Below are 12,745 nucleotides of genomic sequence, written 5' to 3' on the forward strand. Positions count from 1 at the left end.
TTCATGTCCCCTAAGGTATTGGCAAATGAAAATCCTCCATGTGCTCACCCGACTTCTTCGGGGAGGTTCCGAAGAGAACACATTGGCCTGCTGTCTCGCTCAGGCGCGGCACGGCCACGAAGTGCGTTTGGTTCACGGGGAGGAGTACGATCCGAATTTGCGGATGTCAGTTGCCGAAGCCGTTCGGGTTGAGACTCTTGAGCGGCTCATCAACTCGATTTCGCCATCCCGTGACATTTCTGCATTTGGCCAACTCACGCGCCTTATGCGCGACTGGCGGCCTGACATCGTGCACACCCATCAAAGCAAGGCCGGCATCGTCGGCCGCCTCGCTGCAAGGGAAGCCAATATCCCCTGCATCATACATGGCGTGCACATTTTGCCCTTCGTGCATGTGGGCAATGCGCAGAGGCTGATGTACCTGGCTGCCGAACGCCTGGCCGCGAAGTGTACACAGGCTTTCATCGATGTCAGCCAGGCTATGCGTGACATTTGCATCGCCAATCATTTGGGTAGCGCCGATCAGCACCACGTCGTCCACTCCGGCTTCGATCTGAAGCGCTTCGCGAACGCGCAATGGCCACAGCAATCGCATCTGCTCCTGGGGACGGCTGTCGGAGAGCCTAAGCCACCGGTGATCCTGATGCTGGCCGCGCTGGAACCGCGAAAACGCCATATAGAGTTCATTGAAGCATTTGGGCAGGTCGTCGACCGAGTTCCGAATGTGCGGCTGCTCTTGGCCGGCGAGGGGCCGGCGCGATCCGCTATTGAGTCGGCGATTGCACGATCCCCGTACGCAAACAACGTTCGCATGATCGGCTACCATAGCGAGCCCGAGCGACTGATCAGTCTGGCGGACGTGTGTGTGCTGACCTCGATGCGAGAAGGACTGCCTCGCGTCATGATGCAGTATCTGGCGGGCGGTCGAGCCAGTGTGGTCTCGCATCTGCCGGGAGTGGAAGAGGTTGTAAAGCATGGCGTGAATGGAATTGTGACGCCGGCAGAAGACGTTGGCGCCGCGGCGGCGGCGATCGCCGACCTTCTCCAAAATGAACACTACCGCGCTCGATTGGCTGAGAGCGCGAAACTCACCGACCTGGCATCCTGGGGGTTGGATACAATGTGCGATAGGGTCGAGCTGATCTATCAATCCGCTCTCGAGTCAACCCTTTCAGCAGGAAGGCCAAACGACCCGCGAATTCGCGACGGCCTCGCCAAGCAACCTTCAGGACTGCCCGGATTTTGATCCCCTTTCTCCTTCGACGGAGTCCGGATTTTCAAGGCTTACTGCTCGAACCCTACCTTGCTGTCACGCTCCGGCCGACGAATGTCGATTGGTCCTGACCGCAGGCAAGACAACGGAGTACGACGATGCGTTTGCGCGCAGACCAGCACTTTCCTTCCGGGCCTTCGCTAATGGAGGATTGGGTCCGATGGCTTTTTCCGGCCAGCCGCACGCTCGCAATGATTGGCGGTCTGGCCATTGCCTTTGTTCTGCTGACCGCAGATGCATCCCGTGCGGACGGCTATACGTTCGACACCGGTGACGTCCTGCGTGTATCCGTGATTGGCGAGCCATCCTATCCGCTGGAAGTCGTGGTCGATGATCGCGGTTCGATATCGCTTCCCATGTTGGGCGATGTTCAGGCGCGCGGCCTCACCACCGTTGTCCTTTCGAAGGCCATTCAGCGTGCATTTCAGGAGCAGAAGCTCATCCTCGATCCTTTCGTGAAAGTGGAGATCGGTCAGTACCGGCCATTCTTTATTTCCGGAACGGTGGCTCATCCCGGATCGTACCCGTTTCAACCCGGAATAACGGTTCGTCATGCACTGGCTATAGCAGGTGGCTTTCGGGCTACCGCCGTGGGAAACACGGAGCCGGCCTTGCAAATAGCTGATCTGCGCAGCGCGCGGGCAGGTCTGGCGATCGAGGAATATCGCCTAAAGGTTCGGCTCGCCCGGCTCCAGGCGGAAAGCCGCCAGGACAAATCTTTCGTTGCCCCGCCCGATCCGCCTGTCGAGTTTGGCGGACACTTGATTGACGACATCGTAGCGTCCGAACAGGCGCAGTTGGACGCCCGCCTCGCCGCATATCGAGACGACATTTCCTACCTTGATGTCTCGTTGGAGCGGGCCAGGAAGGAAGCGGATATGGTCGCTGCCACTCGAAAGGAACGAGAAAAGACCGCGGACATTCAACTCGAGGAACTGCAGTCTGCCCGGTCATTGCGGGAAAAAGGCCTGGTCACCAATTCGAATGTCATGACGGCCGAACGAGCACATACCAGCTATCGCGCCGAACTTTCGCAGACCGAGCTGCAGCAGGAGCAGGCGCAGCAGGCGATGCTGACCGCTGAAAGCGAGCTTCGAAAAAAGAAGCAGAGTTATGAAATGGACTTGATCTCGCAGACCCAAGACACGCAGGTCGAGTTGGGGAAAATTCAAAGCCAAATAAGGTATGTCGCCGACAAGCTTCTCTTTATATTTACATATGGCGAACAGCGGACCTTCGACGACTTGCAAGGCTCCGTGAAGATCTCGATCTTCAGGCGCGACCGGAAAGTCGCCCACGACATCATCGCCAATGAAAATACGGAAGTTCTGGCTGGCGATGTCATCGAGGTTTCGATCGCGGCCAACAAAGGGTTCTACGCGCCGGACACTTCCGGAACAATGGGGAGCCCAAATGCGGAGGGCCTCCAGCCAAGCATTGTCGGCCAATAGCACGAATATGCCCACTTCCTCGAGCAAAGCTTTGCTTCAGGGCCGCGATCGTTGCTTCGCAACGCTCTTGGGTTCGTTGTGCCTTGAACGGCCTGAGATAGTCCGACCTTGGCACCTCAGGGGTTTGACATGAGCCTTGGGCCAGCACTGACAGTAGTGGGAAATCGCTTCCGCCGGGCGAATTCCCACGCCAAAGCGGAGCAGAGGCGGCTCAATCTCCTCCGTGCAACGGCGCGCCGCAAGACGACGGTGCGTTACGCCCCGCGCCACCGCGCCATCATCCGATCGCGCATTCCAGGTGCAATCCTGCTCCTCCTCGCTCTTGCGCTTGCGGGAGCTGCATTTCTGCAGCGCCACGTTGACCTCGGCCGCAACTGGCTGCCGCGACCGTGGACCGATTTCGTGGTGGACCGGGGATACTTCTCCGATCCACTGGTCTTGCTGGCTGGTCCAGACGCTCTTCCGGTTTGGCTGGCGTTCGCGGCGGTGGGCTTGCTGCTGCTCGCAGCCGCCCGCAAGGCAAGGCGAAGGGGCGGCTTGCCAAGCGCGTCCACGAACGCCGGCGCCAGCCCCTCGGCAAGAGACATCCAGCCGGCGCCTGGTTCGGAACTGGCCTGTGCGTTGCGTTCCTGCAAGGCAGCATTCGCGGGAGTCGCGGTTTTTAGCGGCGTGAGCAACATCCTCATGCTGACCGGAGCGATGTTCATGTTGCAGGTCTACGATCGCGTACTGCCAAGCCGCAGCGTTCCGACTCTGGTAGCCATGGCGATATTGGCCGGCGTTCTGTTTGTCGGGCAGGCGGTCATCGATCTCGTGCGCAGCCGCATCATGACCAGGATCGGTGGAGAACTGGACGAAACGGTCGGGGGGCGCGTATTCACAGCCGTGTCGAGGCTGCCCTTGTACATCGGCCACCAGGGCGATGGGCTGCAGCCGCAACGCGATCTCGACAACATCCGCGTGTTTCTGTCGAGCCCGGGGCCAAGCACACTCTTCGACTTTCCGTGGATGCCCTTTTATCTGGCAATCATATGGAGCCTTCATCCGACCCTCGGAATTGCGGCGATTTGCGGTGCACTCGTGTTGGTGGCGCTGACGGCGGCTACCGAGGTCTTCACGCGCAAACCAATGGGCGCCGCGGTTTCGACGGGCGTGAAGCGCAACGGCTTAGCCGAAGCCAGTCGCCGCAACGCGGAGGTTCTCGCGGCAATGGGAATGGGCAGCCGCCTACACGACCATTGGCGGGAGGCGAGCCGCGAATATCTCACGCAACAGCAGCATGTCAGCGATATCGTAGGCGGCTTCGGCAGCTTCGCCCGCGCCTTGCGGCTGATGCTCCAGTCGGCAATGCTTGGTATAGGGGCCTGGCTGGTGATCCAGGGCGAGGCGACGTCCGGGATCATCATCGCCGGCTCCATCCTCGCGGGCCGTGCGCTTGCGCCTGTCGATCTTGCCATCGCCCATTGGCGCAGCTTCGTGGCCGCGCGCCAGAGCTGGAGCAGGCTGAGCCAGTTGCTCGCCCGATTGCCGCAAGACGCTCAGCCGATGGCACTTCCGGTGCCCGGTTCGAACTTGACGATAGAGAACATCACGATCGGTGCACCAGGCGTGCAACGGATCATCGTGCGAGGCGTGGACTTCAGCCTGGACGCCGGCTCGGTGCTTGGCATCATCGGACCAAGTGGCTCCGGCAAATCCAGCCTGGCTCGTGGGCTGGTCGGCGCATGGCGACCGCTAGCGGGGCGTATCAAGCTTGATGGTGCCGCGCTCGATCAGTGGTCGTCGGAGCGTCTTGGCCGCCACATAGGTTACCTTCCGCAGGACGTCGAACTGTTCGCGGGAACGGTTGCCGCCAACATCGCCCGCTTCGATCCTGGATCGGACCCTCAGGCCATCGTCGCCGCCGCCCGCGCGGCGGGCGTCCATCAGCTAATCATCGGTTTTCCGAATGGCTACGAGACGCAGATCGGAGAGGGCGGGACCGCGCTGTCAGCCGGACAGCGCCAGCGCGTTGCCTTGGCACGGGCACTCTATGGAAATCCGTTCATGGTCGTCCTCGACGAGCCCAACTCCAATCTCGACATGGAAGGCGAAAGGGCGCTCGCCGAGGCGATCCTCGCAATCAAGGCGCGCCGCGGCATCGTGGCGATCGTCGCGCACCGTCCGAACATTCTCACCACTGTGGATTTCGTGCTGATGATGAAGGAAGGGCGGATGCACATGTTTGGAACGAAGCAGTCCGTTCTGTCCAAGCTCTTTCCGATGTCACAGGCCAATACAGCGGACCTGCAGCCGGTTTCAACCTCGCCTCGACTGCCGAATTGACGACTTGCGGCATATGGGAAACAGGCAATCATGGCTCCTGTCTTGAACCGATCGCTTTCAAACCGGCGATCCATTCGCCGCAATCTGCTCGGTGGGATGACTGTCGTCGCACTGCTCCTCGGCGGAATGGGAGTCTGGGCCGGGACAGCGGACATTTCGGGAGCCATCATTTCGCATGGCTGGGTGGTCGTCGAGAACAGCGAAAAGAAGGTGCAACACCCGACGGGTGGCGTGGTCGGCAAGATTCTCGTGCGCGATGGCGACCGTGTCCGGGCCGGGGATATCTTGGTCCAGCTTAGCGACACTATCCCGCGTGCCAGCCTGGCTTACGTGACAAAGAATCTGGATGAGCTCTACGCGCGAAAGTCCCGGCTCGAGGCGGAGCGTGACGGCAGCGGGCGGATGACACTTGCTCCGATGCTTGCCACGCGAATGAACAATCCGGAGATTGCCAGCACCGTGGCTAGCGAACAACGACTTTTCGAACTTCGTCGAACCGAGGTTTTTGGCAACAAGGCGCGCTTGCGCGAACGCATCGAGCAGTTCGGAAAGCAGATCGAAGGTTACTCGGCTCAGGAATCGGCAAAGAGCAAGGAGATCGAGTTGATCAACGATGAACTCGTCGATATCCGCAGCCTTGTCGACAAGAAGCTCACACTCAAGTCGAAGCTGACGGAATATGAACGCGAGGCAACACGCATCGAGGGTGAAAGGTCTCAGCTTGTGTCAAGCATGGCGCAGGCACAAGGCGCCATCGCCGAAGTTGAGCTCCAGATCCTTCAGCTGGACAAGGAGTTCTCCAGCGAGACTGGCAGCGAACTGCGCGATGTCGACGCCAAGATCGCCGAATTCGAGGAACGAAAAGTCACCGCCGAGGACCAGCTGTCACGCATCGATATTCGCGCTCCCTCCAGCGGCACGGTCCATCAATCTTCAATCCATACCGTGGGCGGCGTGATCAGTGCGGGCGAGCCGATAATGCTGATCGTTCCCGACACCGACACTCTCACGGTCGAGGTGAAGGCCGCTCCGCAGGACATCGATCAGATCTTGGTCGGCCAACGCGCACTTCTTCGCTTCACCGCCTTCAACGTCCGCACTACGCCCGAAACGGAAGGCGTGGTGTCCATGATTGCGGCCGACGTAACGCGCGATCAGCACACCAATGAAGTCTACTACGTAGTCCGCATCACCCCGGACCCGAAGGATTTGACGAAACTTGGCCCTGCCTCGCTCATTCCCGGCATGCCGGTGGAAGCGTTCATACGGACTGGTGACCGCAAGATGCTCTCCTACCTGATGAAGCCTTTGACGGACCAGATGATGCGTGCGTTCAGAGACCAATAGCCGCGCGGCGACGCTTGTCGCGCGGATCGGCGCGACCCCGGCTAACCTTTTAGCGACGGAGACTTGTCATGGCAGCAACAGAGCTGAAACCTCCGATTTTTCTGATCGGCAACTATCGGTCGGGGACCACAATTGCACAAAAATTGATCGGGCTGCATCCCGACATCGTTACCTGGTACGAGCCAAAAACATTGTGGCTATATGCCGATCCGGCGCGGCGTCATGACGAATTTGGCGAAACCGATGCAACCGAAAGGGTCGCACGTTACATTCGCGGCAGGTTCCTCGAATATCAGTCGCGGCACGGCGGCCGACAGATCATGGAAAATACCCCTGCCAATGTCTTGCGCGTGCCGTTTGTCCACGAGATTTTTCCGGAGGCCATATTTCTCTATATTACGAGAAATCCATTTTCGTACATAAGCTCGATGGAGCTTAAGTGGCAGAGAGCAAAATCTCTCAAAGGTTTAATACGCCTTTTGAAGATCACTCCGGTAACGCAAATTCACTATTATGCAAAAGATATTATAAAACAGGTGGTCACGAAAAGGGTATTGGGAAGGAAATACACATCGATCTATGGACCGCGTTACAACGGGATAGAGCGAGATTTGAAGGAGAATGAGAAATTGACGGTTATCGCGCGCCAGTGGGCGCGCGGCAATCGAAAGGCCCGAGAAGATCTCGCCAAGCTGGGCGATGGCCGCGTGCTGTCTTTTCGCTACGAGGATTTGATACAGGATCCCGAGTTGGTTTTGCGCCGCATCTTTGAACATTGCGGGCTGAACTGCACCGACGACATCGTCCGAACGGCCAAGGAGATGATCGATCCAGGCCGCCAGCAGAAGTGGCTCCGTCTCGAAAGGAAGGATCTAACGGCGATCATACCGGAGGTCCGGGACGAGATGGAGTTCTATCGCTACGAAATCCCCTCGCTTCTTCGATAGGTAAGGCGCGCTGGGCGCGGGCGGACGGCACCGCAGCGGAGGACCCTTCATGACCCATGCGATCATAACTTCGTGCAGGCGCGGGCGCGTGGCTGCGCATCATCCAACGTAATCGTGTCACTCGGCGGATCCGGCAAGGACGCAGTGGCCGCCTGTTTGGGTCGGCCGAGGCGATTGGAGAGAGGCGTGAGCAACAACCAGCGCGGGCTAGCAAAACAAAGTGTCGTGGGCATGTTCTGGACGTCCCTGTCCATGGGTGCCCTTGCGGTTGCGGAGCTTGTCGCCCTTCTCATCCTGGCTCGGCTGCTCTCGCCCAATGAGTTCGGCCTCTACTCCGCAGCGCTGATCGTCATCAAGTTTTCGGCGATCTTCCAGGGACTTGGCATTACCCCCGCGATCGTCCAGCGACCGGTGCTGGACGAGCGACATCTTCGGGTCGGCTTCACCTTGTCATGCCTCCTCGGCCTCGCTGTGTCCGCGTTGGTCTGGGCGATGGCACCGGCAATTGCCGGGCTGCTTCGCCTCGCCGATCTGGCTCCGGTCGTTCGTGCCATCTGCTTCGTGTTCCTTTTCCAAGGCGCTTCCATGGTGGCATTGGCCGCGGCCCAGCGCGCGCTGCGGTTCCGCTGGCTGGCGCTGGTCGACGCCAGCGCCTTTGCCTTGGGTTACGTCGTTGCCGGTCCGATTCTGGCATGGCTCGGCTTGGGCATCTGGGCGCTTGTCGGCGCGCTCCTGATCCAGCAATTCATCCGCATGGTCGTGCTGCTCGCCGGCCAGCCGCATCCGATGCGGCCTTTGCTGGAGCGGCGCGCCATCGTCGAACTGCTCTATTTCGGAAGCGGTTTTACCATCGCCCGGGTCTTCAATTACCTCGCCACCCAGGTGGACAGGCTTGTCGTGGGCCGCTGGCTCGGCGCTGATGCGCTTGGCCTGTACGGCCTGTCGTCACAGTTGATGACGACGCCCGCGGTCATCGTCGGTCAGGTTCTTGATCGGGTGCTGTTCCCAACCATGGCGCTGGTCCAGGAGCAGCCCGCGCGGCTTGCTCGTGCCTATCGCAGCGCAGTCGCGGGGTGCGCCCTGCTTGTCCTGCCGGCCAGTGTGGTCGTGGCCATCGTCGCGCCGGAGTTGGTTGCCGTCATTCTCGGGCGGGGATGGGTAGCGGTCGTCGCCCCGCTCCAGATCCTGGCGTTCAGCATGCTGTTCCGCACGAGCTACAAGCTGAGCGATTCCGTCTCGCGCGCAACAGGGACGGTCTACGCGCGCGCCTGGCGCCAGGCGGTTTTCACCATCGGCGTCTTCGCCGGCTCCCTCATAGGGCAACTCTGGGGCATAGAAGGCGTGGCGTTCGGCGTCGGCGCGGCTTTCGGGATCAACTTCTTCCTGATGGCACAGTTGAGCCTTCGCGTGACCGGCATGACCTGGGGAGACTTCCTTATGGCCCACGTACCTGGTCTGGCACTCGCGGGCGTGGTCGGAACCGGCGTATGGGGGCTCGTGGAATGGCTACGCGAGTTCCGTCTATCTCCCCTTCCCCTGCTTATCGATACGGCATTGCTGGCATCTGCCGGGGGCTTGCTGCTGTGCTGGATCCTGCCGTCGCTGTTCCTTGGGCGGGACGGGCTATCACTGCTGCGCTTGATCGCGGCCGTTGCGCCCGCCTGGCCAAGGATGAGGAAGGTAACTGACTGATCCCGTAGAATTCAACGCTTGACCGCACGGCCATGGATTTCGGGCGACGGCTTTCATGTCCAACGTTACCCATCGCCATGCTCGATCTGGGGTCGCAACAGCCCCCGGGTCGGCACGTCGAGATTCCGATTTAATCGAGAAATGTGCAGAGGAGAGTCGACGTGGTAAAACTCGCTGGGCTTCCCTGGAATGACGCGAAGCTCTTGATAACGGAATCCGGCACTGACTCCGGCATCAATGACGACTGGCTGACCGACGACAATTGGACCCAGCCGAGCGGAAGAGCGATCGGCAACGAAACGGCTCGGGTGCTCTCCGATATCGGCGACGGGCTGGCTGCCGAAACCGGCAATGGTAGTCACACTACCAGCTTGGATCCAGCCGCGAACAAGCTGGATCTCAGCACCGCAGATGGGGTCACGCCGACTTTGGGGGGCGATGGCGGATTGAAACTGACCGGCCTCACCGAGACGGCAGCCGGACTTGGCATTCATCCCGACAGCAGCTTTCTCGACTTGTGGCACGATGCGGAAATGGGCCATGCCGACAGCCATGTCACCTACATCGCCACCACCCCTGAAGCAGTTGCCGACATCGGCACGGTCTCGACGCGCGCAGCGGTCACAACCAGCAGCCTTCTCGCCGCCGGCTCTAGCGCGATCGACCCGATCTTCGAGACAAGGGTGGCGACCGCCGGCGACGATGTCGAGGAGAAGGGCTCCGGTACGATATCGGGCAATGTCGACGATCTGGAACTGGGCTATGACGGCAGCACCCGCCAGACGGTCGGCCTCCGCTTCACCAGCATCGACCTCCCGAAGGGCGCGATCATCACCAGCGCCTATATCCAGTTCCAGGCCAATGAGGTGAAGACCGGCGCGGCGTCGCTGCTCATTCAAGGCGATAATGTTGACGACGCCAGCCCTTTTACGGCCGTCAGCTTCAACGTGTCCGCGCTTCCGAGGACGACAGCCTCCACGGCCTGGACGCCGGACCCGTGGACCATTGTGGGCGAGCATGGCCTGGCCGAGCGCACGCCTGACCTTTCGGCGATCGTGCAGGAGATCGTCAACCGCTCGGGCTGGGCCGCACTCAACGACATGGCATTTTTGGTCAGCGGCACTGGCACGCGCACGGCCGATTCCTACGAATACAATCCGGCCACCGCGCCGCTGCTGCACATCGAATATCTGCTGCCAGGATCCGGCAATCCAGTAGCCTTCAACACCCCGCCGGATGCCAACACTGCCGCCAACAAGATCGCCGAGCTTGCCGCGGCAGGCGCATCCACCGGAATCACCGCCTCGGCGACGGATCCCGATGCCGGCTCGACGGTCAGCTACAGCATCAATGACTCGCGCTTCGCCATCAATTCCAGCAGCGGCGTCATCACGCGCTCGGCCACCGGCACGCTCGACTTCGAGACCCAGACATCGATCAATTTGACAGTGACGGCAACCTCGTCCGACGGCAGCACCGCCAACCAGGCCTTCACCCTCGCCGTCCTCAATAGCCCGGAGCCGGTCACTTTCAACACCCTGGCCGACGCTAACGCCGCCGCCAACCAGATCGCCCAGACCGCCGCCGCCGGCACGGCGGTCGGGATCACCGCCTCGGCCAGGGATCCCGATGCCGGCTCGACGATCACCTACAGCATCGACGACCCGCGCTTTGCCATCAACGCCAGCACCGGCGTCATCACACGCTCGGGCACCGGCACGCTCAACGCCCAGTCCGAGCCGTCGGTCGCCCTCACCGTCACGGCGACCTCGTCCGATGGCAGCATCGATACCCATGCCTTCAACGTCAACGTCACGGCCCACCAGCTGCCGACGTCGGTGACCTTGTCACACACAATCCTGACTTCGCAGTGGTCGCCGCCGAGTCCCGACCCGACTGATATCGTCTATATCTCTCACCTCGGCACGTTGCTGGTTGCCGACAGCGAAGTCGAGGAGATACCTGCGCTTTTTACTGGCAAGAATCTCTACCAGATGAATTTGAACGGCACCCTTGCGGGCACGCTCACGACCGTCAAGTTCTCCGATGAGCCGGCCGGGGTGGCTTATAATCCTGCTAACCACCATCTCTTCTTCGCGGACGACACTGCCCCGAAGAGCGTGTACGAGCTCAACCCCGGGATAGACGGGCTTTACAACACGTCCGACGATAAGGTGACCTCTTTCAAGACATCCGCGTTCGGCAGTTCGGATCCGGAGAGCGTCGCCTATGACCCGAACCATAAAGTCTTGTATGTCGCGGATGGCTCAACCCAGACGATTTACGCCGTCTCACCGGGTCCGAACGGCAAATTCGACGGCGTCGCGAGTACGGGCGGCGACGACATCGTGACGAGTTTTTCTGCGCAAGCGCTGGGGAACCCTGGCGACGAAAGTATTGCGTATGACCAAGTCAACGACCTCCTTTATATCATTACGTCGACAAAGTCGGTAGCAATGGTGACGCGTACCGGGCAGTTATTGGGCACGCTCGATATCTCCGCAGCCCACGCGCACAAACCATCGGGAATAGCGCTGGCGCCGAGCAGCGACGATCCGAGCCACCATATGAGCCTGTACATCGTGGATCGGGGCCTGGATAATGACCCATATCCAACCGAAAATGACGGCAAGATCTATGAATTCCAATTGAATGGTTGGCTGCTCGCCTGATCCGGCAGGACGCGTTGCTTCAAGGTCCTGTCGTGATCCATTTCACTGCAGCCTGCCCGGATGCCCAGCAAGCACATCGCCTCCACACACGCCTCTGACAGCCGGAGTCCTCGATCACCGCGGATCGGACCTGGCCGTGGCGTCGATATCAGGGCCTAGCGAGGCCCAAGTGCGGAAAACGGCGGCAAAGGAGTTCTGCGATGTCCAAACCACATCGGCTTCCAGATAGCGGCAATGCAATCGGACTGCTCGCGACGGAGCTCGGTTCGACGCCCCTCCTCAAAGGCCTTCAACCGCTCGATGACGGCTCGGTTGCGGAGCACGTGCATGGCGATGACGGCGTGTCGCAGGCTTCCGGGGCATCCGATGGCGTCAGCCTCGCCGTCGAAACCGGCAAACACAGTGACAGTCAAAGCGCCGTCCCGACCACGGCAACCGGTGGCGAGTTGATCGGGCTGGCGGACGCGGCAGCCGGGCTTGGCATCCATCCGGATAGCACCTTTCTCGACAGCGTGGCGACGAAAGACACCGGCCTCAGGCAGTTTGCGGGAACGGGCTATGCCGGCAGCGGCGTCACCTTCACCGCCCCTACCCCCACCGCTGACGCCGGCACGGTCTCGACCGGCGCTAATGTCATCACCACCAGCAGCAGCTTCCTCACCGCCAGCTCTAGTGCGATCGACCCGATCTTCGAGACAAGGGTGGCGACCGCCGGCGACGATGTCGAGGAGAAGGGCTCCGGTACGATCTCGAGCAACATCAGCGATCTGGAACTGGGCTATGACGGCAGCACCCGCCAGACGGTCGGCCTCCGCTTCACCAGCATCGACCTCCCGAAGGGCGCGATCATCACCAACGCCTATATCCAGTTCCAGGCCAATGAGGTGAAGACCGGCGCGGCGTCGCTGCTCATTCAAGGCGATAATGTTGACGACGCCAGCCCTTTTACGGCCGTCAGCTTCAACGTGTCCGCGCTTCCGAGGACGACAGCCTCCACGGCCTGGACGCCGGACCCGTGGACCATTGTGGGCGAGCATG

General features: G+C 60.6%; 7 protein-coding genes and 1 pseudogene. All 8 read left to right on the forward strand.

Annotated elements, in window-relative coordinates:
* The first annotated feature begins 25 nt into the window (after positions 1–25).
* The gene (locus tag EN850_RS18220; protein WP_136091946.1) at positions 26–1,246 is read left to right on the forward strand and encodes a glycosyltransferase family 4 protein; all 1,221 of its coding nucleotides are present in this window, start codon (positions 26–28) and stop codon (positions 1,244–1,246) included.
* Between the two features lie 125 nt (positions 1,247–1,371).
* Positions 1,372–2,724, forward strand: coding sequence for a polysaccharide biosynthesis/export family protein (locus EN850_RS18225; RefSeq protein WP_246689240.1), 1,353 nt, complete (start codon positions 1,372–1,374; stop codon positions 2,722–2,724).
* 129 nt (positions 2,725–2,853) lie between these two features.
* Positions 2,854–5,049, forward strand: a complete 2,196-nt coding sequence (locus EN850_RS18230; RefSeq protein WP_246689241.1) for a type I secretion system permease/ATPase — start codon at positions 2,854–2,856, stop codon at positions 5,047–5,049.
* 30 nt (positions 5,050–5,079) lie between these two features.
* A complete protein-coding gene (locus EN850_RS18235) occupies positions 5,080–6,396 on the forward strand; it encodes an HlyD family type I secretion periplasmic adaptor subunit (protein WP_127873503.1) in 1,317 nt (438 codons plus the stop codon).
* Positions 6,397–6,464: 68 nt separating this feature from the next.
* Positions 6,465–7,343, forward strand: coding sequence for a sulfotransferase (locus EN850_RS18240; protein ID WP_127873504.1), 879 nt, complete (start codon positions 6,465–6,467; stop codon positions 7,341–7,343).
* A gap of 186 nt (positions 7,344–7,529) precedes the next feature.
* Positions 7,530–9,035, forward strand: coding sequence for a lipopolysaccharide biosynthesis protein (locus EN850_RS18245; RefSeq protein ID WP_246689242.1), 1,506 nt, complete (start codon positions 7,530–7,532; stop codon positions 9,033–9,035).
* Positions 9,036–9,196: 161 nt separating this feature from the next.
* The gene (locus EN850_RS18250) at positions 9,197–11,707 is read left to right on the forward strand and encodes an RTX toxin (RefSeq protein ID WP_246689243.1); all 2,511 of its coding nucleotides are present in this window, start codon (positions 9,197–9,199) and stop codon (positions 11,705–11,707) included.
* 200 nt (positions 11,708–11,907) lie between these two features.
* Positions 11,908–12,745 (forward strand): annotated as a pseudogene (locus EN850_RS36380) (hypothetical protein); the annotation flags it as partial.

Origin of the sequence: Mesorhizobium sp. M8A.F.Ca.ET.207.01.1.1, assembly GCF_004794715.1 — a bacterium.
In the GTDB taxonomy this organism is placed as follows: domain Bacteria; phylum Pseudomonadota; class Alphaproteobacteria; order Rhizobiales; family Rhizobiaceae; genus Mesorhizobium.

What these genes read in the sequence shown, in the direction of transcription:
- EN850_RS18235 (WP_127873503.1), top strand. Translation starts at nt 5,080, where the DNA reads ATGGCTCCTGTCTTGAACCGATCGCTTTCAAACCGGCGATCCATTCGC.
- EN850_RS18240 (WP_127873504.1), top strand. Translation starts at nt 6,465, where the DNA reads ATGGCAGCAACAGAGCTGAAACCTCCGATTTTTCTGATCGGCAACTAT.
- EN850_RS18220 (WP_136091946.1), top strand. Translation starts at nt 26, where the DNA reads ATGAAAATCCTCCATGTGCTCACCCGACTTCTTCGGGGAGGTTCCGAA.
- EN850_RS18225 (WP_246689240.1), top strand. Translation starts at nt 1,372, where the DNA reads ATGCGTTTGCGCGCAGACCAGCACTTTCCTTCCGGGCCTTCGCTAATG.
- EN850_RS18230 (WP_246689241.1), top strand. Translation starts at nt 2,854, where the DNA reads ATGAGCCTTGGGCCAGCACTGACAGTAGTGGGAAATCGCTTCCGCCGG.